Here is a 23,856-nt window from a genome sequence, read left to right on the forward strand (position 1 = left end):
TGACAAACTGGGCGTGCCATGCTTTGTGTCTTAACTTTGCGCGGGCTTCTCCCGATCCCGAAACGTCGGGACGGGACGCTCAGCCTGACAAACGTTATGTTTTTAAACTCTATTTTTGTCATTTCGAGGAACGAGAAATCACACTCGAAACTCGACAACAGTGCGTCCTCACTTGTGTGATTTCTCCTTACGTCGAAATGACAAACTGGGCGTGCCATGCTTTGTGTCTTAACTTTGCGCGGGCTTCTCCCGATCCCGAAACGTCGGGACGGGACGCTCAGCCTGACAAACGTTATGTTTTTAAACTCTATTTTTGTCATTTCGACGAACGAGAAATCACACTCGAAACTCTACAACAGTGTGTCCTCACTTGTGTGATTTCTCCTTACGTCGAAATGACAAACTGGGCGTGCCATGCTTTGTGTCTTAACTTTGCGCGGGCTTCTCCCGATCCCGAAACGTCGGGACTGGACGCTCAGCCTGACAAACGTTATGTTTTTAAACTCTATTTTTGTCATTTCGACGAAGGAGAAATCACACTCGAAACTCTACAACAGTGTGTCCTCACTTGTGTGATTTCTCCTTACGTCGAAATGATAAACTGGGCGTGCTATGCTTTGTGTCTTTACTTTGCGGGGCTTCGACTACGCTCAGCCTGACAAACGTTGTCTTAATACTTAATTCTTCGTACTTAATACATTTCACAATTCACATTTTACAAAATGCGAACGCCATCCGGATTAATCTTCGAAACATGAATCTCATACGGTAAATTCATTTTTTCGTAAACTTCGCTCATGGCTTTTGCGATTTGGTCTGCGGTTTCTTTTCCTCGGCTTAAAGCAAAAATCGACGGGCCAGAACCTGAAATTCCAGAACCTAAAGCGCCGTTTTCAAGAGCCGTTTGTTTAATTTGATCAAAACCTGGAATTAAAACGCTTCTTAAAGGTTCCACGATTTCGTCGTGAAGTGATCTTCCAATCAAATCATAATCTTTTGTGTATAATCCGGCAATTAACCCACCTACATTTCCCCATTGCATGATGGCGCTTTTTAGAGAAACATTTTGTTTTAAAACTGAACGAGCGTCAGACGTTTTTAACTCAATCTGTGGATGAACCACCGTTGCGTACAATTCTTCCGGACTATCAATTCTGATAATATCAAGCGGAGCATAACTTCTTACCAAAGTAAAGCCGCCTAAAAGGGCAGGAGCTACGTTATCGGCATGTGCGTTTCCGCTGGCTAATTTTTCGCCCTGCATCGCAAACTGAACCAAATCTTTACGAGAATAAGGTCGGCCTAATAATTCGTTGATTCCGAAAACCGCTCCGGCAGAACTTGCAGCACTGCTTCCGATTCCGCTTCCGGCTTTTATATTTTTATAGATTTCAATTTCAAATCCAAAGTCCAATTCGTCCAAAGTCGCCAACATCGCCAAAGCCGCCACACCCGAAACGTTTTTCTCGGTTTCAAGAGGCAAATCGGCACCCACGATTTTAGTAATTCGAACTCCTTTTTGATCTGATTTTCGAACAATCATTTCATCACCCGCATTGTCTAAGCAAAGTCCCAATACATCAAATCCGCAAGAGAGGTTGGCAATAGTTGCCGGGCAAAAAAGTTTTATTTCCATTTTTTATAAGGTTCTGAGGTTCTGAGTTGCTAAGGTTCTAAGGTTCTAAGGTTTCTTTGCAAACTTTTACCACATGGTTTTTTTTTATAAGGTTCTGAGGTTCTGAGTTGCTAAGGTTCTAAGGTTGTCTAGATAAAAAAAACTTAGAACCTCAGCACCTTAGTATCTTAGCACCTTTTTACACGTTTCCTACTCTAATAACGTCAGCAAAAATTCCTGAAGCGGTTACGGCTGCACCGGCGCCGGCTCCTTTGATCAATAAAGGCTGATCTACGTAACGATCGGTGTAGAAAAGCACGATATTATCTTTTCCTTCTAAATTATAGAAAGGATGATCTTTTGGAATAAACTGAAGACCTACGCTTGCTTTTCCGTTTTCGAATTGTGCTACGTATTTCAATCTTGAATCTTTTGCTAAAGCTTCTTTGTAAATGTTTTCAAAATGCTGTGAATGTTTGATTAACGAAGCAAAAAAGTCATCGTTGTTTGTTGTTGCCAAACATTCTGCTGGTAAAAACGATTCGTTTGCAATGGCGTCGATGTCCATTTCGTAACCGCTTTCGCGAATAAGGATCAGGATTTTACGAGCAACGTCAATTCCGCTTAAGTCGATTTTCGGATCTGGTTCTGTGAATCCCTGAACTCCGGCTTCTTTTACCACATCGTGGAAAGAATTATTCTCATCAAAATTGTTGAAAATAAAGTTTAAACTTCCGGATAAAACCGCCTGAATTTTATGCACTTTATCTCCGGATGCAATTAAGTTTTTTACAGTATCGATAATTGGCAATCCTGCACCAACATTTGTTTCAAACAAAAACGGAGCGTTATATTGACGAGATAAGTTTTTTAATTTTTTATAATTATCGTAAGCAGAAGAACAAGCAATTTTGTTACAAGTTACAACGGCAATACTTTCTTTTAAGAATTTCTCATACATTTCAGAAACGTTTGCGTTTGCTGTAATGTCTACGAAAATGCTGTTACGTAAATTCAGTTCTCTTGCACGTGCGATAAATTCAGTCGGAATTGCTTCTTCACCTTTATCCAAAGTCGATTGCCAGTCTTTTAATGAGATTCCGTCTTCATCAAAAAGCATTTTTCTTGAATTCGACAAAGCGATAACGCGAACATTAATTTTTAAAACCTCTTTTAAGAATTTTCTTTGGCTGTGAATCTGCTCGATGAATTTCTCACCCACATTTCCAACTCCCATCACAAACAAATTCAGCTGTTTTGTGTTTTCTTCGAAGAAATTTTCATGTAAAGTATTCAGCGCTTTTTTAACGTCTCTTTCGTTAATTACAGTCGAAATATTTCTTTCAGAAGCACCTTGCGCAATGGCACGAATGTTTACGTTGTTTTTTCCAAGAGTGCTGAACATTCTTCCGCTTAAACCTTGGTGATTTTTCATGTTTTCGCCAACCAGAGCAATAATGCAAAGGTCTTTTTCTACATAACAAGGATCGATTTTGTTTTGCGAAATTTCGATTTCAAAAGCACGGTTAATTGCTGCTTCGGCATTATCAGCATCCGAATTCAGGATTCCGATACAAATTGAATGCTCAGAAGAAGCCTGAGTAATAAAAATCACGTTGATTTTTTCCTGAGACAATACTTCAAACAAACGTCTTGAAGAACCTGCAACACCAATCATTCCTGGGCCTTCAAGCGTTAAAAGCGAAATATGATCAATATGGCTAATTCCCTTTACAACGGTATCTTTTGATAAAACGGTATCAGAAATTAAAGTTCCAACAGCCTCAGGTTCAAAAGTATTTTTGATTAAAATAGGAATGTTTTTTCTTAAAACAGGCTGAATTGTTGGCGGATACAAAACTTTTGCTCCAAAGTGCGACAATTCCATCGCTTCCTGATACGAGATATTGGCAATTGGCTGCGCTTGTTTTACAATTTTCGGGTTTGCAGTAAACATTCCGTTTACATCTGTCCATATTTCCAGTTGTTCCGCATCGATTGCTCCGGCGATAATGGCAGCCGTATAATCAGATCCGCCACGTCCTAAAGTCGAAGTGATTCCGTCTACAGTCTGCGCAATAAATCCAGGCAGAATATTGATTTTTGCTTCATTTTGAGCAAAATAATCTTTAATTAATTGATTGGAAACCTCGAAGTTTACAACCGCTTTTCCAAAATCGGCATTGGTTTTTATTAATTCACGACTGTCTTTGTAAACAGCGTCATTATTAATTTGCAGATACGCTTTAGCAATAATAAATGAAGAAAGTAATTCTCCAAAACTTAAAATAGTGTCGGCAGTTCTTGGAGATAATTCGCCCAATAAGAAACAACCGTCTAATAAAGTTTCTAAGTGATTGATGATTCTTTTTACATGACTCAACAAACTACTTTGCTCACTTACAGGAATTAATTCTTTTAAAGTGTCAAGGTGTTTTTTCTCGATTTCGGCAACAATATCTCTAAAGCTTTCGTCATTTGCTGCCGCTTTTGCCGCTGCCAATTGCAATAAATCGGTTACTTTACTTAATGCAGAAACTACAACAACTAGTTTATCTTTATCGGCTTTTTGTTTAACAATTTCGAGAACGAGTTTTATATTTTGAGCATTGGCTACCGAAGTTCCGCCAAATTTTAATACTTTCATTTTGTTTTTTCTTAGGTGCAGAGGTTCTGAGTAACAAAGGTTCAAAGGTTGTCAACTGTGAACTGTAACTTAAAACTGTGACTGCTGTTTTTTTCTTTTCTTTTAATGCAATAGTTTTTATGTATCCAATGCCTTTCTTCTTTTTAGAAAAAAGTATAGATAACCTGTGTTTATATGTAAAATGTATACCCCTAAGGGGTAGTAGTTGTTGTAGTAGAAATAATGGTAGCAGCAATTGCAACTCTTGTTTGAGTTGTCATTGTAGATTGATATTTTGTGCTGTTACTTTTCATTTTGATTTTTCAAAAGTACAGATTTTAAGCAGTATTAAAAATTCTTATGGACTTTTTACGAATATTTTAATAATTCAAATCTCAATAATTCAATATTGAGTATTTGGTAAAATTCAATATGTTAAATTGAGGTTTTGATATATTTCAGATCTGATTTTAGTGGTTTTATTTGAAGTAAACGGCTGATTTTTAATAAAAATTATGCGGAAAAAGGGTAACAGTCTACAATTTTAGTAGGATTATGTTTTTAAAGTGATGATTTTCACCTTTAGTTTTTTAAGTAATAATTTAAAGTACATATTGGATGATATAAAAGGCTTTCATTCTGTATGTAAAATATTTATTTAATCTGCTTTAATCTTTTTAAAGCTGCGTGAGAAAATCTATGCGCAAAAGTATTGCACGCAGATTTAAAAAGATTAAAGCAGATATGCGCAGATTAAATCTAATTTTTTGAATGAAATTGAATAAAATTAAATTAACGCGATTTGTTATAAAGTACTTTTTTTGTATGATTAGTATTGTGAAATTAGTAAAAGTGACGAATTGCTTTTGTTTGATTTTTAATTATTGTGAATAAATGTTGCTTTTTAATATTGATTTGCTGAATTTTGATGTCTTAAAATAAAAATAATATGAAAGAAGTCCATTATATAAGTACTGAAACCCTAAGTTTAGAAGCTTTACAAGAAATAATAGTTAATCAAAAAACACTTGAATTATCTGAAGAAGCGAAAGTTAACGTTCAGAAATGTCGTGATTATCTGGATAAGAAAATGGCATCGCATTCTGAGCCTATTTATGGTATCAATACAGGTTTCGGATCACTTTGTAATGTTAAGATTTCAAACGAAAACTTATCACAGCTTCAGGAAAACCTTGTAAAATCACACGCTTGCGGAACAGGAGAAGAAGTTCCTGCTGAAATTGTAAAATTGATGTTGTTGCTTAAAATTCAATCTTTAAGCTACGGGCATTCTGGTGTACAATTGGTAACGTTAGAGCGTTTGGTCGACTTTTATAATAATGATATTCTTCCTGTTATATATACTCAGGGTTCATTGGGAGCTTCTGGAGATTTAGCACCTTTAGCACATTTATCTTTGCCATTATTGGGCGAGGGAGAAGTACTTTTTGAAGGAAAGAAAATGGCTTCTGCCGAAGTTTTAAAACATTTTAACTGGCAACCAATCGTTTTACAGTCAAAAGAAGGTTTGGCTTTGTTAAACGGAACACAGTTTATGAGTGCTTACGGAGCACATATTTTACTTAAAGCGTATAAATATTCTTATCTGGCAGATTTAATCGGAACGATTTCTTTAGAAGGTTTTGATGGAAGAATTGAGCCTTTTAATGAATTGATTCATTTTATTCGTCCTCACAAAGGTCAAATTGTGACAGCGCAACGAATTAATGAATTTTTGGAAGGAAGCCAAATTATAGAACAAGAGAAAAAACACGTTCAGGATCCGTATTCTTTCCGTTGCATGCCTCAGGTTCATGGAGCATCAAAAGATGCGATTGATTATGTTCGCAAAGTATTCAAAACCGAAATTAACTCGGTTACCGATAATCCAAATATCTTTATTGAATCCGACCAGATTATTTCGGGAGGAAATTTCCACGGACAACCATTGGCTTTGGCTTTAGATTTTATGGCAATTGCTTTGGCTGAATTAGGAAGTATTTCTGAAAGAAGAACGTATCAGTTAATTTCAGGATTACGTAATCTTCCGGCGTTTTTGGTTGATAATCCGGGATTAAATTCAGGATTTATGATTCCGCAATATACTGCAGCAAGTATTGCAAGTCAGAACAAACAATTGGCAACTCCGTCAAGTATTGATAGTATAGTTTCCAGTAACGGACAGGAAGATCACGTAAGTATGGGAGCAAACGGAGCTACAAAAGCATTGCGTGTTATGGATAATTTAGAGCGTATTCTGGCGATTGAATTGATGAATGCTTCTCAGGCAATTGCTTACAGAGAGCCTTTAAAATCAAGTGATTTCATCGAAATGTTCTTAAGTAGTTACAGAGAAGTTGTGCCTTTGGTTAAAGAGGATAGAATCTTACATTATGATATTGAGAAGACCGTTGCGTTCCTTGATAGTTTTCAAATTGAAAACGATTTGTTAACAATGGCTTAACATTATAGAATATTAATGAAGTAATTTTGCACTATCAAAAATATAAAAATGTCAATAAACAGTATTTTCCAATTTTTAGTGCCGAAAGACAAGAAATTCTTTCCACTTTTTGAAGAGGCTTCAAGCAATTTAATTGAATTAGCTTCTAACTTACACGAAGCTGTAAACCTTCCATTAAAAGAAAGAGAAATTCTTTTTCAAAAGATTGACGAATTAGAGCAAAAAGGGGAAGACATTACACGTCAGACCAATTTGGAATTAAGCAGAAACTTTATTACTCCATTTGACAGAGAGGATATTCATACCTTAATTACTTCTATTGATAACGTTGCCGATTACCTTCATGGTGCAGCAAGCCGTATGAGATTGTATCAGGTTGATAAGATTACAAAATCTATCAGAAAGATGACAGAAATCAATCTTGAAGCTTGCCAAAACATTGACAGCGCTGTAAAAGAATTGAGAAATTTAAAGAATTTTAAAATCATTAAAGATGCTTGTGCCAGAATTAATAAACTGGAAAACAAATCTGATAATGTATATAATAAAGCAGTTTTTGAAATATTTGAAAACGAAACAGACGCTAAAAATATTATTAAATATAAAGAGGTGTTATCTGTTTTAGAATCAGCAACAGACAAATGTAAAAGTGTTGCTAACATACTAGAATCTATTTCTGTAAAACATTCTTAATTCAATTTTTCATTCTGAAGTTATAATTTTATGACGCTACTTATATTAATTATAGTATTAGCCTTAATTTTTGATTACATCAATGGTTTTCATGATGCGGCAAATGCTATAGCGACTGTTGTTGCGACAAAGGTTCTGACGCCTTTTCAGGCCGTTCTTTGGGCAGCATTTTTTAACTTTCTTGCTTATTGGGTTTTCGGATTTGGTGTTGCAGATACCGTTGCAAAAACGGCGCACACTATGGAAATAAACCTTGTGGTGATTCTTGCCGGTGTTATCGCGGCTATTTGCTGGAACTTATTGACCTGGTGGTTAGGGATTCCTTCAAGTTCTTCACATACACTTATTGGTGGTTTTGCCGGAGCGGCGGTTGCACATGCTATTGCAGTTCACGGTTTCTCTGGATATGTTGGTGAAGATGGAGCAACGCATTACTGGTATCAGATTGTAAGTTGGTACAAAGCCGGAAAAGATGGAGGAATGCCTTCGGGAGTTCTTATTATTATTGCTTTTATTGTTCTAGCACCGTTGTTAGGAGCTTTAGCATCGTATTTAATTTCGATTTGGTTATTAAATGCTTCAAGAAAAAGTATCTGGCCAAAAGTGTTTACAGTGGGATTGATGATTGCTACAATTTGGTTTGTTTATAGTCAAATGGTGACTTATGAAGAGATTATTGAGCACGGAAAACCGCGTTTTGACTCTCATTTCTGGAGTGTAGCTTTTGATCCTCATAATATTAAATGGTTTTTAGTAGCTTTTATCATTCTAACAGTAAGTGCTTTTTGTTTGATTTTTAGCAGCTTAAATCTTCATCAGGCTGATGCGGCATTAAAAAAGATGCAATTATTATCTTCTGCGGCTTTTAGTTTAGGTCACGGAGGAAATGATTCTCAAAAAGTAATGGGTATTATTGCTGCAGCTGTAGCAGTTTATATCAATACAAATCCTGGTGTTCATATGGATTCATGGTTAGATGTTGTATTGCCAAATGATGATTTAGGAGTTAAAGGTGTTATGCCGGGTTGGATTCCGTTAGCGTGTTATTCTGCAATTGCAGCGGGAACATTGAGTGGTGGATGGAAAATTGTGAAAACAATGGGTTCTAAAATCACAAAAGTAAGTTCGTTTGAAGGTGTTGCAGCCGAAACTGCGGGAGCATTGACACTGTACTTTACAGAGCACTTAAAAATTCCGGTAAGTACAACGCATACCATTACAGGATCTATCATTGGAGTTGGATTAACAAAACGTGTATCTGCTGTAAGATGGGGAGTAACGGTAAGTTTAATTTGGGCTTGGGTTTTAACAATTCCTATTTCAGCTATTTTAGCAGGATTTGTTTACTTTATCTTAAGCGTATTTATCTAATAGTACAATAAATTTTGTAAAATGTGAGATGTAAATCATGTTTTATTAGGATATAGAAGAAGCCGATTTCAAATTTGAAATCGGCTTCTTTGTTTTTAAATCCGCTTTTTTCAACGGTTATTAAGTAATATATTTGGTACAAATTTTAGCATTGTAATGAATCAGGAAACCTTAAATCAAATTGAAAGAATAAAGATAAAACTGTTTTTAGCGAAAGAAACGGATAAAGATTTTGAAGTATTTGGCGCAGACAGTCATGAGTACAATTTAGGGAAGACTGTAACAGAACAAGATATTTTAAAATTTGAAAATGATTATAAGGTTGTTCTGCCTGACTCTTATAAAGCCTTTTTACAGCATATTGGAAATGGTGGAAATTCCTATCAGAATGCTGCAGCCGGGCCTTCTTACGGAATATTCCCTTTAGGGAAAAATATAGAAGAATTCATTTCTAATAATCCGGAAAAGTATCTAAATCAAGATTGCGTTCTTCATCCGGATATGAGTGATGAATTTTGGGAAGGACTAACAAAGAAAATTGATGAAGATGATGCTATTTCTGATGAAGATTATTATGAAGAATTAGGTGAAATTTTTTCTGGTATATTACCGATCAGTTCTCAAGGGTGTACATATTATAACGGACTTGTTTTGAATGGAGAATTTAAAGGGCGAATAATAAATGTTGATATTGACAGACAAAAGCCATTTTTTACTTTCGACTCTAATTTTTTAGATTGGTATGAAAGATGGCTAGACGAAATTACAGCAGAAACCTCAGTTGGATACGATGATTTGTTTGATTATACATTAGGTGGCGCATCAAAACATATTTTAGAAGTGTTTGGTTCTACAGATGATAAAGAAATCAAGCTGGAATGTTTGTCTGCAATTCTGCGAAAGAAAGAGGTAAATCTGCAAAATTTAGATTTTTTGGAAAAAGAATATCAATCAGAGAATGGTGATATACAAAAAAAACTGCTTCAAATATTGACTAAATTTGATTATAATCGTGCGTATTCTCATTTAATTGATTTTGTTGAAAAAGATTTGCTGACTGTTTTTCAATTTGTATTCTGGTACGCAAAAGAAAAAAGTAGCGATTGGCTGGAGGTGATTAAAGAAAATGTTTCTAAAGTAAATGATGAGGAAACGTTTAGATTCTGTACTTATTTATTAAAAGAAACGGGTATTGATTATGGTTCAACTTTAATTCCGTTTGCATCGCATTCAGATAAAGCAATACGAGTAGATGCTTATTATACTCTGGGACAGCTAAAGAATAAAACAGAGTATCTCGAGACTTTTATTTTAGGATTAAATGATAAAGAAAATAGAGTGGTACATATTACTTTGCAGGCTTTAGATGGTGTAAAAGATAGAAGGCTTTTGAGGCATTATAAAAATATTGCAGAGCGATTTCCTTTAGAACAAGATTATATTTTAATTAATCTGGATCATAGACTTAAAGAATTTGATTTATCAACGGAAACTATCAAAAGAATGAATTTTGATCAATCTGAAGATGAAGTAGAAAAGAAATGGTTTCAGTTTTGGAAATAATAAAAATCCCGATTTCAATTTAAAATCGGGATTTTTTACTTTAAAACTTTTGAAGATTCTTGCGATTATGTCTGCGTTTGTAATGCGTTTGTTTTAAGTTTTTTTCATCCTGAGAAATAATACTGATGGTTCCGTCGATCTCGAGCATGGCTAGTTTTATGTTTTTAAAGAATTCTATTCCATGTTCTCTCATGGCTTCTTTTAGTTCTTCATCCGAAATATCAAGTCTGCTTAAAGCTTTAAAATCTAGTTTTCCATCATGAACTAATACTTCGGGTTTATCAAGTATTAAATCGCCTATAACTTTATATCTGCGAGTTAGTTTTTTAATAATATAGTTGATGACAAATAATACTAAAGCAGCGATTAATCCACCAACTAAACTAGTGTCTGGTCCAACCATGGCGTTTTGTACTGCATTGCTTATCAGTAAAATCAGGATGATGTCGGCAGTGTTTAATTGTGAAAGTTCTTTTTTACCGAAAATGCGAAGCGCAATGGTCATAAAGAAATAGACAGCGGTACTTCTGAGAATAATATCGAAATAGGGGAAAAGCATATTTTTTTTATTAAAGTTAAATAAAAAAGCTTTGTCAAAGTTTTAAACTTTGACAAAGCTGCTAAAATATAAAGTATTTTTATTTTAACCTGAACATTGGCTCCAATTACTTTTAATGTCTTTAATTTTCCAAATGTTGTCTTTCTTTTCCAAGTAAACCGACACTCCATATTGATCTTTCTTGGGATAACAATCAATCTCAATGTAAGCTTTTTGATTATCTTCTGAAAATATAGGGATAGATAATATTATGTAGTTTGAAGCTTTTTCTATTTTAGATACCGAAATTGTTTTTAATTTTTTTGAGATATTTTGGGATAATTTGTGTTTTAAAAAACAATTATTTTGTTCGACAAAATTTATTGAATCTTTGATTTGAAAGAGTTTTTTTCCTTTTGAATTTGCATTCAAAAGTTTTTCGATATAAATTTCGGTATTTTCAAGAATTCTTGGTAAACGAGGGGGGAGTTTTACAATTTCTATTTTCTTTGTTGGCTCTGCATATATACTCTCGGTATTAATCTGGAGTTTTTTTAAACTGCAGCAAACAGTGTAAGAATCTTTAGAATTCTCAAAGTATTTCTGTTGTAGTAAAGTTTCTACTATTTTATCAGTTTCAATCTTTCTAATTTTTTCATTATTAGAGCAATCATTTTTGCTGCAACCAGTTATGATTAAAATTAGAAAGATTGTTATTTTTCTCATTTATTGGATTTTGAAATAATTGAAACGATTAATTATATCAGTTTAAAATTCTTTTCAATTGCTCTGATCATTTCTCCGGCTATATCTTTATTCGTTGCACCTTCAATTCCTTCAAGACCTGGAGAAGAGTTTACTTCAAGCAACAAAGGTCCTTTAGAAGAACGAATAATATCAACTCCTGCCACTTTTAAGTCCATTGCTTTTGCGGCTTTTATCGCGATCTTTTTCTCTTCTGCAGTAACTTTGATTACCGATGCCGTTCCACCAAGGTGGATATTAGCTCTGAATTCGCCCGGCATAGCTTCACGTTGTATTGCTGCAACGACTTTTCCGTCGATTACAAAACAACGAATATCTTTTCCGTTTGCTTCTTTAATAAATTCCTGAACTAAGATATTGGCATTTAGACTTTTGAAAGCATTAATAACACTTTCTGCTGCTTTTTTGGTTTCAGCCAAAACAACCCCTTTTCCTTGTGTTCCTTCTAATAATTTTACAATTAAAGGTGAACCGCCTACCATTTTAATTAAGTTGTCTGTATCAAGCGGAGAATTGGCAAAACCAGTGGTTGGAATGTCAATTCCGCTATTTAATAATAACTGTAAAGAGTATAATTTATCGCGTGATTGTGTTATGGCTGTAGCCGAATTTAAAACGAAAACTTTCAACGCTTCAAATTGGCGTGTTAGGGCGCAACCATAAAACGTAATGCTTGGACGGATTCTTGGAATAATAGCATCAAACTGATTCAATATTTTCCCGCCTCTGTAATGAATTTCAGGGGTTTTTGCGTCCAGCTTCATATAACATTCCTTAATGTTCAGGAAATGCATTTCGTGACCGCGCATTTCGCCGGCCTCCATGATTCTTTTATTGCTGTACAATTCAGGATTACTGGCCAAAAGACCAATTCGTAAACCTGTAGTAGCTTTTTCGGAGTTTTTGTATAATTCTTTAAGTGATTCCGGAGTTGGCTGACCTAATAAGTATTTTTCTTCAGGATCAACAAGAACACGTCCGCTCATGGCTTCACGTCCTAAAAGCATTCTGAATCCCATTGAATCACGATTGGTCAGTGTCATTTCGATTGGCCATTTTGAATCACCAATTTTAATGCTTGTCTGAATTACATAACGGTGCTCTCTAAATCCGCTGGAACTTTTTACAATTCTTTTATCAACAAGAGGAGCTTCGCAATGTATGATGGTTTTTATGTTATTCTGAATTGGATTAATGTCGAATTTGACCCAATTGGCATCATTTTTTATAAAAGGCGCTATGTTTAAAGCATGCATTGCCGAAGTTTTGGCGCCGGAATCAACACGAGCCTTGATTGTCGGGATTCCTAGTTCTGGAAATGCGCACCATTCTTCGCTACCTAAAATGACTTTATTTTGAAGCATATTTTGTTTTTTATTATAGAATTCGAATTCAAAAATAGCTATTTGCTTTTACTAAAGATAGTGATTTCTTTAAAAAAAAATGCCCGTTATGTTATGAAAACGTAACGGGCATGTTATTTCTGTTATAAATTTAAATTAATTTACTGATTTGTTGGTTCTTCTGCTTTGTGAATTTCTACTGAAAGTTCTTGAGAATCGTCTTTTAAATCCATCATGATTTCATCACCAGAATGTATTTTTGAAGTAATGATTTCTTCCGCCAGCAAATCTTCAACATATTTCTGAATGGCTCTTTTTAGTGGTCTTGCACCAAATTGTCTGTCAAAACCTTTCTCAGCGATAAAAGCTTTTGCTTTATCAGTAAGACTTAATTTGTATCCTAATTCAGCAATACGAGAATACAATTTTTTCAATTCGATTTCGATAATCAAATCGATATCTGCTTTCTCTAATGCGTTGAATACAATTACGTCATCAATTCTGTTTAAGAATTCAGGAGCAAAAGTTTTCTTCAATGCATTTTCGATAATGCTTTTCGAATTTTCATCGGCTTGTGCTACTTTCGCAGCAGTTCCGAATCCAACACCTTGTCCGAAGTCTTTTAACTGACGAGCACCAACGTTAGAAGTCATGATAATAATAGTGTTTTTAAAGTCGATTTTGCGACCTAAACTATCTGTTAAATATCCATCATCCAACACCTGAAGCATCATATTAAATACATCCGGGTGTGCTTTTTCGATCTCGTCTAAAAGAACAACACAATATGGTTTTCTGCGTACTTTCTCTGTCAATTGACCACCTTCTTCGTATCCTACGTATCCCGGAGGTGCTCCAACTAAACGAGAAATGGCAAATTTCTCCATGTATTCACTCATGTCAATACGAATTAACGCATCTTCAGAATCGAATAATTCTTTAGCTAATACTTTAGCTAATTGCGTTTTACCAACTCCAGTCTGACCTAAGAAAATGAACGAACCAATTGGTTTGTTCGGATCTTTAAGTCCGGCTCTGTTACGTTGAATAGAACGTGCAATTTTTAAAACTGCTTCGTTTTGACCAATTACTTTATTCTGAATTAATTCAGGCAATTGAGCCAGTTTATTGCTTTCTGTTTGTGCAATTCTGTTTACAGGAATTCCGGTCATCATAGAAACAACATCGGCTACATTATCTTCTGTAACTTCAATTCTGTTGTTTTTAGAATCTTCTTCCCATTGTTCCTGAGCTACAGCAAGATCTTTTTCGATGCGTTTTTCATCGTCGCGAAGTTTGGCAGCCTCTTCATATTTTTGTTTTTTAACTACCATGTTCTTCATTTCGCGCACTTCTTCTAACTGACGTTCCAAATCCAAAATTTGTTTTGGTACATCGATATTAGTGATATGTACACGAGATCCGGCTTCGTCCAAAGCATCGATAGCTTTGTCTGGTAAGAAACGCTCAGACATATATCTGTTTGTTAATTTAACACAAGCCTCAATTGCTTCCGGTGTATAGGTTACATTGTGGTGATCTTCGTATTTGTCTTTTACGTTATTTAAAATTGCAATAGTTTCCTCAACAGAAGTTGGCTCTACAATTACTTTTTGAAAACGTCTTTCAAGAGCACCATCTTTTTCAATATATTGTCTGTACTCGTCAAGAGTAGTAGCACCAATACATTGGATTTCGCCTCTTGCCAAAGCAGGTTTAAACATGTTTGAAGCATCAAGAGAACCTGTTGCTCCACCTGCACCTACAATAGTATGAATTTCATCAATAAAAAGAATAATATCATCATTCTTTTCAAGTTCATTCATTACCGCTTTCATTCTTTCTTCAAATTGTCCTCTGTATTTTGTTCCGGCAACTAAACTTGCCAAATCCAGCGTTACAACACGTTTGTTGAAAAGAATACGCGATACTTTTTTCTGGATAATACGTAAAGCAAGTCCTTCTGCAATAGCAGATTTACCAACTCCCGGTTCTCCAATAAGAAGTGGGTTGTTCTTTTTTCTACGGCTAAGAATTTGCGAAACGCGTTCAATTTCTTTCTCGCGTCCTACAACAGGATCCAGTTTCCCTTCTTCGGCCATTTCTGTTAAATCTCTCCCAAAATTATCTAATACCGGAGTTTTGGATTTTTTGTTTGACTTATTGGCTGGATTATTAAAACTACTTTCTTTAAGACTGTCATCTTGTCCTGAATCGTCATTATACGATTCGTTTCTTGGCAAGTTTTCTAAGAATTCTTCTTCGTTTGGAGTCATATTTAAATACTGTTCTTTAGCTATGTCATAATCTATTTTAAGTTTATTCAATAGCTTGGTTGTTGGATCGTTTTCGTTTCGTAAGATGCATAAAAGCAGGTGTGCCGTGCTAATTGATGAACTTTGAAATACTTTTGCTTCAAGAAAAGTGGTCTTCAGGGCTCTTTCTGCCTGTCGGGTAAGATGAAGGTTTTTCTTTTCGGCATTTACTTCAACGCTCTGGTTGGCTGGACTCAGTATTTCTACTTTCCTGCGTAAATGATCCAGATCGACTGCCAGGTTATTAAGTATATGAATAGCTTTTCCGTTACCATCTCTTAAAATGCCCAGCATTAGATGTTCAGTACCAATAAAGTCGTGTCCTAAACGAAGGGCTTCTTCTTTACTGTATGTAATAACATCTTTTACTCTTGGTGAAAAATTATCATCCATAATATATAATTGGTATTGTAAATTTAGTGAATTACAGTTTGAAAAACAAAAACCGTACCCATCGAGAACTACTGTCAGCTAATTGACAAAAAAAATAACAATAAAAGCGTTAAAAAACGCTTAATTTATTAACCAAAAGCGAAATTAAAGTTGTTAATAAATCATTTAAATAAGTGTAAGGAAATAGCTGAAAAAATTTTAAAAAAACGTATCTTGGCACGCTTTGAAACTAATATAATTATTTAATATAACAACTTATGTCTGAAGGAGAAAAGTTAATTCCCATTAACATAGAAGATGAAATGAAATCAGCTTACATCGATTATTCGATGTCAGTAATTGTATCAAGAGCACTTCCAGATGTTAGAGATGGCTTGAAACCAGTGCATCGAAGAGTTCTTTATGGAATGTATGATTTAGGTGTAACTTCAAGATCTGCCCACAAAAAATCTGCAAGAATCGTAGGGGAGGTTCTGGGTAAGTACCACCCGCACGGAGATACTTCTGTTTATGATGCAATGGTACGTATGGCTCAGGAATGGAGTATGCGATATTTATTAGTTGATGGTCAGGGTAACTTTGGTTCTGTTGATGGCGATAGTCCTGCAGCAATGCGTTATACTGAGGCCAGAATGCGTAAGATATCTGAGGATATTATGGCAGACATCGAAAAAGAAACAGTTGATTTTCAATTGAACTTTGACGATACTTTATATGAACCAAAAGTAATGCCTACCAGAGTTCCTACATTATTAGTGAACGGAGCAACAGGTATTGCAGTTGGTATGGCAACGAATATGCCGCCACACAATTTAACAGAGGTTATCAATGGTACATTGGCGTATCTTGATAATAACGATATTGAAGTAGACGAATTAATGACGCATATTAAGGCTCCCGATTTTCCAACCGGTGGTGTAATATATGGTTATGAAGGAGTTCGCGAAGCTTTTAAAACTGGTAGAGGACGTATTGTAATGCGTGCTAAAGTTGGTTTTGAAGAGGTTGACGGTAGAGAATGTATTATTGTTACCGAAATTCCTTATCAGGTTAACAAAGCCGAAATGATCAAACGTACGGCTGATTTAGTTAACGATAAAAAAATTGAAGGTATTGCCAATATTCGTGATGAATCGGATAGAACGGGTATGCGTATCGTTTATATCTTAAAACGTGATGCTACACCAAACGTAGTTTTAAATACCTTATATAAGTATACTTCTTTACAATCTTCTTTTAGTGTAAATAATATTGCATTAGTAAAAGGGCGTCCACAAATGTTGAATCTAAAAGATATGATTCACTATTTTATTGAGCACCGTCATGAAGTTGTAGTTAGAAGAACGCAATTTGAATTACGTAAAGCAGAAGAAAGAGCTCATATCTTAGAAGGTCTTATCATTGCTTCTGATAATATTGATGAAGTAATTGCGTTAATAAGAGGTTCTAAAAACACAGAAGAAGCTCGTGAAAAATTAATCGAAAGATTTAAATTATCAGATATTCAGGCTCGTGCAATTGTTGAAATGCGTTTGCGTCAGTTAACAGGTCTGGAACAAGACAAGTTAAGAGCAGAATTTGACGAATTAATGAAGTTAATTGAGCATTTGAAAGCATTATTAGCGGATATTAATTTAAGAACAGACTTAATTAAAGAAGAACTTATCGAGATTCGTGATAAATATGGTGACGAACGTCGTTCTAAAATCGAATATTCTGGAGGAGATGTAAGTATTGAAGACTTAATTGCAGATGAAAATGTAGTTATTACAATTTCGCATGCAGGTTATATCAAACGTACAAACCTTACAGAATATAAAACTCAAAATAGAGGAGGAGTTGGGCAAAAAAGCGCCGGAACAAGAGATCAGGATTTCCTTGAGCACATGTTCGTTGCAACCAACCACCAATATATGATGTTCTTTACCCAGAAAGGAAAATGTTTCTGGATGCGTGTTTACGAAATTCCGGAAGGAAGTAAAACAGCAAAAGGTAGAGCAATTCAGAACCTTGTAAACATTGAAAGCGATGATAAAGTAAAAGCTTTCATTTGTACACAAGACTTAAAAGACAAAGATTATATCAATACACATAATCTTGTAATGGTAACTAAACAAGGTCAGGTTAAGAAAACATCTTTAGAGAAATATTCTAAACCTCGTGTAAATGGTGTTGCTGCTATTACAATTAAAGAAGGTGACGAATTACTTGAAGCAAAATTAACGGATGGTGAAAGTCAAATTATATTAGCAGTTAAATCTGGTAAATTAGTTCGTTTTGAAGAAACTAAAACACGTCCGATGGGAAGAACAGCTTCCGGAGTTCGTGGAATTTCTTTAAAAGACGAAACGGATGAAGTAATTGGTATGGTTACTGTTGCTAAAAATGACGTTGCTGATTCGCAAATTTTGGTTGTAACTGAAAATGGATATGGTAAACGTACTAAATTAGTTGATGACGACGGTGAAGATGTTTACAGAATTACAAACCGTGGAGGTAAAGGGGTGAAAACACTTAATATCACGGAAAAAACAGGAAAATTAATCTCGATCAACGCAGTAACAGATTCTGATGATTTAATGATTATCAATAAATCTGGATTAACAATCAGAATGGCTATTGAGGATTTACGTGTTATGGGACGTGCAACTCAAGGTGTAAGATTGATTAATTTAAAAGGAAAAGATTCTATCGCGGCAGTGACCAAGGTAATGAAAGATGAAGAAGAAGAAGTTGTTGTTGATGAGGACGGAAATGTTGTTGCATCTGCAATCGAAAAAGTGAAACCGGACTTAGAAGTTCTTGAAGATGATGGTACTGCTGACGACGATGACGATGATGACACTGACGAAGAAGTAGAAGACGAAGATGATTCTGAAGAAGAAGAGTCTGAAGAATAAATAATAACCACGAAAATTAAAATTAAATACAACAAATTGAATATTATGAAAAGTAAATATGTAATACTGGCATCAGCATTATTGATTTCACTAGCTACTTTTGCTCAGAAAGATCAGATTAAAAGTGCTGAAAAAGCGTTAAAAAGCGGAGATGCTCAGGGAGCAATCTCAATCTTGAACGATGCTGAAAACATGGTAGCAAATGCTAAAGATGTTGAGCAGGCTCAATTTTATTTTGTAAAAGGGAACAGCTATTTAGCATTAGCAGATAAAAAAGTTGAAGAAAGTAAAAACTTATCTCTTGCTGCTGACAACTACAAAAAACTTATTGAAGTTGAAAAAACATCAGGAAAACAAAAGTATTCAGTTCAGGCTGCTGCTTCAATTACTGATATTAAAGGTAAATTAATCAATTCGGCTATTGCAGATACACAGGCTAACAAAAGTGCTGAAGGGGCTAAAAAATTATATGATGCATATGCATTAGATAAAAAAGATACAATTAATTTATACTATGCAGCTTCTACAGCTGTAAACTCACAAGATTTTGATCTTGCTTTGCCAATGTATGAAGAATTGAAAAAATTAAACTATTCTGGTAAAGGAACTATGTATACAGCAGTAAACAAAGCTTCTGGAAACGATGATAGTTTTGCAAATGCAAAAGAAAGAGATATGGCTGTAAAATTAGGTACACACGAAAAACCTAAAACTGAAGCTATTCCTTCTAAAAGAGGTGAAATCTACAAAAACTTAGCATTAATTTTAGTTCAAAAAGGACGTACTGAAGATGCTAAAAAAGCAATCGCAGACGCTAGAAAAGCAAACCCGGATGATACTTCATTAATCTTAACTGAGGCTAATTTATACCTTGAGACTAAAGATTATGATATGTACAAAAAATTAGTTGGTGAAGCTTTGGAAAAAGATCCAAACAATGCTGATTTAGTATTTAATTTAGGTGTAATTAGTGCTGGTGCAAAGAACAATGCTGACGCTGAGAAATATTACTTAAAAGCGATTGAAATCAATCCAAACTATACAAATGCTTACCTTAATCTTGCGGCATTAAAATTAGAAGCTGAAAAACCAATCATTGATGAGATGAACAAATTAGGTACTTCAGCAAAAGATATGAAACGTTACGATGTTTTAAAAGCACAAAGAGAAAGTGTTTTTAAAGGTGTAATTCCTTACCTTAAAAAAGCTAATGAGTTAGATCCTAAAAACGAAGATGTTTCTAAAACTTTAATAGGAGTTTACAGCGCTCTAGAAATGACTGCAGAAGCTAAAGCTTTGAAAGCTAAAATGTAATAACTCTTTTTGAGAGTGAAAAAAAAACCATCCGCCTGGCGGATGGTTTTTTTTATGTCTTTAGTTTTTCTAACTAATTAATTCCGCAGACAATGTAATGGTAGTATTTAATAATTTAGAAATTGGGCAAATCTCTTTGGCTTTAGCCGCTGTTGCCGCAAATTCTTCAGCAGAAATAGAAGGAACTTTTCCTTTTAAATCCAAATGGATTAAAGTTATGGTACCATCTTCAAAAGTTACTGTAGCCTCTGTCGTTAAATCATCAGCAGTAAAACCTCCCTCGTTTAATAAAAAACTTAATTGCATTGTAAAACAGCCTGAATGAGCTGCTGCAACTAATTCTTCCGGATTTGTTCCTACGCCGTCTGCAAATCGTGTTTTAAATGATAGCTGAGCATTATCCAGAGTTGTACTTTGTGTGCTTATTGATCCTGTTCCTTCCATTCCGGTTCCTTTCCAGTTGGCGTGTGCTTTTCTTGTAAATTTCATATTCTTATTTATTTAAAAATTATTGTTAAATGTTATTTGTTTGATTATTAGTTAATAGTGGTAACTCAAATATAATCAATATTTTGCAAAATAATTTTATGAAATTTAATGAGAATGTTAAGTTTTAGGTTTGTATTGTGGTGGTATTTAACCGCAAAGTGCACAAAGACTTTTTGTATGTGCTGTTTTTTAGAAATACAAAGTTCGCAAAGCTTTGTCTTATGGAATTGTGCGCAATATTGTCATCCCGAGGAACGAGGGATCTCCGCAAGTAACTCTACAAAGATTGGTAATATTGTTTGCGGAGCTGCATGTGAAGATCCCTCGTTCCTCGGGATGACAAAAAATGGCGATAAAATGACTCCAACAAAAAAAGGTGCAACGAAAATATCATTACACCTTTTTTAATTATTTGCAGAAACTTAGAGACTTATTCTTGTCCCAAGTTTCTTAATTGTTTTAGTTTGTCTTTCCAAACTTCAAGGCTTTCCTTGTGAATGGCAATGTTTTTACGAACCTCAAGAACAATTGAATTTTCTTTTTTAGCATTTTTTGTATTAGCAAAAAACTGAATATTGTTCTCTAATTGGAAAATTTCATTTTGTACTTCTTCAATTTTACGCATTAAGAAAATCTTTTCGTTGTCCAGTTTACGAGTGTCGTTACTATCAGACAATGAATCGATTCTGTTTGCAAAACGCATCATTTCAGTTTCTTTTTTGCTTAAACTTAGTTTTTCAAAAAGAGCATCTAAAATTTTATTGAATTTACCTTCAATATGGCGTCTTGAAAAAGGTACTTTTCCGTAGGCTTTCCAGTTTTCGATGTGTTTTTTAATAGCATCAAGATCTGTTTTATGATCTCCGGTTAACTGATAAGCTCTTAAAATATCCAGATATGCTTTTTTGTTATCAAAAGCAGCTACCTCATCTACGTTTTCTTCAGATTTGTGCTCTTTTAATTTATCAAAATAATGGTTGCAGGCATCCTTAAATTCTTTCCAGATTTTGTCTGAATATTTTTTAGGCACATGACCAATTTGTTTCCATTCTTCCTGAATTTGCTTCATAACCGGAGTTGTGGCGCCAAAATCAGTACTTTCCTGAAGTTCTTTGGCTTTTGCAACCAAAGCCATCTTTTTATTTAAATTATCGTTCTGGTCTTTTTTGATGTCTTTGTAAAACGAGTTTTTAAAAGCATTAAAATTTCTAACAGAAGTTTTAAACGCAGCCCAGGTTTCTTCATTGACTTCTGAAGGTACTTTTCCGGCAGCGAAAAACTCATTTCTAAGTCCTTCAACTTTCTGAATTTGTACCAGCCATTGAGAGTGCGAGTTTACTTTTTCGGTTCCTAAAACTTCAATTTTACCAATAATTTCTTTTTTGATTTCAAGATTTTGTTGTTCGTTTGCTCTTTGGCTTTCGAATAAAACTTCTCTTTTATCATGAATTTTTTTAGTCAGTTCGCTAAATTTATTCCAGATAACATCACGGTGTTCCTTAGAAACGGGACCAATATCTTCTTTCCAGATTCGGTGTAAATCCTGTAATTCACGGAAAGCTTTGCTAATATCAGTTTCATTTAATAACTCTTCAACTCGCGCAATTATTTTTTGCTTTTGATCTAAATTGTATTTAAAATCTAAATCTCTTGCTTCACGATCTAAGTGTAAATAGTCGTAGAAATTTTCAACATGAAAATGGTAATTATTCCAAACGTGATTGTATTTATCTTTCGGAATTGCTCCTGCATTTTTCCATCTTTCTCGTAAATCATTAAAATGTTTAAGAGTGTCTTTGATGTTTTCCTGAGGATTGATAAGTTCTTTTAACTCTTCAACAATAGCAAGTCTCGCGTCTAAATTTGTTTTTAGATTGGTTTGTAAATGTTTGAAATGAACATTTCTTTTTTCTCTAAAAACATTGTAGTATTCGTCAAATTTAGATTTTAAAGGAGAGTGATATTCGAATTCTTCATTCGGATCTTCTTTAGAAGCATTGAATTCTTCTTTTTTCTCTTCTATAAGATGGTTGTATTGTAATAAAAAGGACTTTTTAATTTCTTCTATATGATCTTTTACAGACATCACTTTGTCTGTCTGAATCAGTTTTTTTAGTTCATCAACAAGAGAATCCATAGAAAACGTGTGATAATCCTGCATAGGGATATCATGACGCTCTTTTAGCGTTTCATCTTCGCTTTCTTCGGCATTAGAATTTGTAATAGCATCTAATGCACTTTGATGATTATCTTCTTCTGTAACGGCTGTGTTTTCGCTTTCAATTTCTGAATCTAAATTCACATTTTCAGCAGCAGTTTCAGAACTCAGTGTTTGAGTTGTATCATCTTGAATAGAATCAGTAATTTCGATTCCTAATTTTCCGTCTGCTTCTTGCAGGTTATCATTCTTTTCTTCTAACATTTTTAAATGTATAAGGTTTTTACTTTAACAGAGCGAAAGATAGTAAAGGTGTTTCTAAATACAAAATAAATCGTTTGTTTATACGCTATTTAGCGATGAAATTCTTATTGTTTGGCTTGATTTAGCAGTATGATATGCTGGTTTTTGCTGATTTAATTGATAAGATAGAAATAATACTTTTATGATTTTTTGATGAAAAAGAAAGGAATTAAAAGAAATTTCGGCTGAATTAATGATTTGTTTCGAATTAAAACAAAATAAGCAGACCAACTTCTACACCAAAATTATATGCTTTTTCACCACCAAAAGCTACGCTGGGATGTACATAAACCAAGTTTGTGGGAGTGATTTTTCGGCCAAATTCCATAAAAGCATTGTTCTGAAAACCATCGAGAACATAATTATATCTAAAAGCGACATCTGTAGCAATCCAGTTTTTACCAAAAAACCATAAAAAATTGTTTTCTAAAAGGCTGACGCTAACATCGCTTCTGTTACTTGATCCTGCAAAACTTTGGGAATGTTCGACAGTCGCAATCCATAAAAATTTCTTTTGTTTGAAGTATTTCGCAAATATACCAGCGGGAATAACTACCCATTTTCCGGTACCAAAACTTGGATCTGCGGCAGAATTTGAAATGACACGGGTTCTAAGACCAATACCATTATTTTTTTTAAAGTATGGAATGTAGCTTATTCCTGCACCAATATCACCAAGTCCGGTTTGGTTTACAGAACTTGAGTTTGTTGAAATTAAAGGAAGATCAAATCTCAGATTCCAGGCTTTATTGCCAATTGGTTGTAAAACACGTAAATCGGTAGTATTGAAAGAACCATTCTTGGTATCTAAATACTCGTTGTATATTAGAATAGTTTGCAGAAAATAGTGATATCGGGGTTCCGAGAACGGACTATTGCTTCTGTCGACATCTTCATCTTGTGCTGATGCAATAGATGTAATAAGAAAAAAAATGCTAAAGTAAAGTAATTGTTTTTTCATAACTATCTACAAATGAGTAGACTAATTTACAAAAATTACTTTAAC

At 34.4% G+C, this 23,856-nt stretch carries 15 protein-coding genes; 6 read left to right on the forward strand and 9 right to left on the reverse strand.

The features are described 5' to 3' along the window. Positions 1–715: 715 nt before the first annotated feature. Both KHA98_RS04430 and thrA read right to left on the reverse strand, forming a co-directional pair. Positions 716–1,636 carry a homoserine kinase gene (locus tag KHA98_RS04430; RefSeq protein WP_213255720.1) on the reverse strand — a complete coding sequence of 307 codons (921 nt, stop codon included), beginning with the start codon at positions 1,634–1,636 and terminating at the stop codon, positions 716–718. Between the two features lie 178 nt (positions 1,637–1,814). Further along, positions 1,815–4,262, reverse strand: coding sequence for a bifunctional aspartate kinase/homoserine dehydrogenase I (gene thrA, locus KHA98_RS04435; RefSeq protein ID WP_213255722.1), 2,448 nt, complete (start codon positions 4,260–4,262; stop codon positions 1,815–1,817). Between the two features lie 928 nt (positions 4,263–5,190). On the opposite strand from thrA, the gene hutH reads away from it, so the two are divergent. From hutH to KHA98_RS04455, 4 genes are all read left to right on the forward strand, one after another. Beyond that, positions 5,191–6,705: a histidine ammonia-lyase gene (hutH, locus tag KHA98_RS04440; protein ID WP_213255724.1), complete on the forward strand. Its 1,515-nt coding sequence runs from the start codon at positions 5,191–5,193 to the stop codon at positions 6,703–6,705. Between the two features lie 48 nt (positions 6,706–6,753). After that, a complete protein-coding gene (locus tag KHA98_RS04445; RefSeq protein ID WP_207296872.1) occupies positions 6,754–7,398 on the forward strand; it encodes a DUF47 domain-containing protein in 645 nt (214 codons plus the stop codon). A gap of 30 nt (positions 7,399–7,428) precedes the next feature. Further along, entirely contained in the window at positions 7,429–8,769 is a 1,341-nt protein-coding gene (locus KHA98_RS04450; RefSeq protein WP_213255726.1) for an inorganic phosphate transporter, read from the forward strand. 156 nt (positions 8,770–8,925) lie between these two features. Beyond that, entirely contained in the window at positions 8,926–10,332 is a 1,407-nt protein-coding gene (locus KHA98_RS04455) for an SMI1/KNR4 family protein (RefSeq protein WP_213255728.1), read from the forward strand. Between the two features lie 40 nt (positions 10,333–10,372). Here the strand turns inward: KHA98_RS04455 and KHA98_RS04460 are convergent, their stop codons facing one another. The 4 genes from KHA98_RS04460 to KHA98_RS04475 form a co-directional block, all read right to left on the reverse strand. Beyond that, positions 10,373–10,891: a DUF421 domain-containing protein gene (locus tag KHA98_RS04460; protein WP_213255730.1), complete on the reverse strand. Its 519-nt coding sequence runs from the start codon at positions 10,889–10,891 to the stop codon at positions 10,373–10,375. An 84-nt stretch (positions 10,892–10,975) separates the two neighbouring features. Continuing rightward, the gene (locus KHA98_RS04465) at positions 10,976–11,596 is read right to left on the reverse strand and encodes a hypothetical protein (protein ID WP_213255732.1); all 621 of its coding nucleotides are present in this window, start codon (positions 11,594–11,596) and stop codon (positions 10,976–10,978) included. A gap of 32 nt (positions 11,597–11,628) precedes the next feature. Further along, positions 11,629–12,999 (reverse strand): 30S ribosomal protein S6--L-glutamate ligase, encoded by a 1,371-nt coding sequence (gene rimK / locus KHA98_RS04470; protein ID WP_213255734.1) that lies wholly within the window; start codon positions 12,997–12,999, stop codon positions 11,629–11,631. 140 nt (positions 13,000–13,139) lie between these two features. Next, complete coding sequence (locus KHA98_RS04475) at positions 13,140–15,686, reverse strand: ATP-dependent Clp protease ATP-binding subunit (RefSeq protein ID WP_213255736.1); 2,547 nt, start codon at positions 15,684–15,686, stop codon at positions 13,140–13,142. A 257-nt stretch (positions 15,687–15,943) separates the two neighbouring features. On the opposite strand from KHA98_RS04475, the gene gyrA reads away from it, so the two are divergent. Continuing rightward, positions 15,944–18,586, forward strand: a complete 2,643-nt coding sequence (gyrA, locus tag KHA98_RS04480; protein ID WP_213255738.1) for a DNA gyrase subunit A — start codon at positions 15,944–15,946, stop codon at positions 18,584–18,586. 45 nt (positions 18,587–18,631) lie between these two features. Next, a complete protein-coding gene (locus KHA98_RS04485; protein ID WP_213255739.1) occupies positions 18,632–19,900 on the forward strand; it encodes a tetratricopeptide repeat protein in 1,269 nt (422 codons plus the stop codon). A 69-nt stretch (positions 19,901–19,969) separates the two neighbouring features. Here the strand turns inward: KHA98_RS04485 and KHA98_RS04490 are convergent, their stop codons facing one another. The 3 genes from KHA98_RS04490 to KHA98_RS04500 form a co-directional block, all read right to left on the reverse strand. Continuing rightward, positions 19,970–20,389 carry an OsmC family protein gene (locus tag KHA98_RS04490; protein ID WP_213255741.1) on the reverse strand — a complete coding sequence of 140 codons (420 nt, stop codon included), beginning with the start codon at positions 20,387–20,389 and terminating at the stop codon, positions 19,970–19,972. Between the two features lie 430 nt (positions 20,390–20,819). Further along, complete coding sequence (locus tag KHA98_RS04495; protein WP_213255743.1) at positions 20,820–22,811, reverse strand: DUF349 domain-containing protein; 1,992 nt, start codon at positions 22,809–22,811, stop codon at positions 20,820–20,822. A gap of 247 nt (positions 22,812–23,058) precedes the next feature. Next, complete coding sequence (locus tag KHA98_RS04500; protein ID WP_213255745.1) at positions 23,059–23,811, reverse strand: lipid A phosphoethanolamine transferase; 753 nt, start codon at positions 23,809–23,811, stop codon at positions 23,059–23,061. Positions 23,812–23,856: the final 45 nt, after the last annotated feature.

This window comes from Flavobacterium branchiicola (assembly GCF_018383905.1).
Taxonomy (GTDB): Bacteria; Bacteroidota; Bacteroidia; order Flavobacteriales; family Flavobacteriaceae; genus Flavobacterium; species Flavobacterium branchiicola.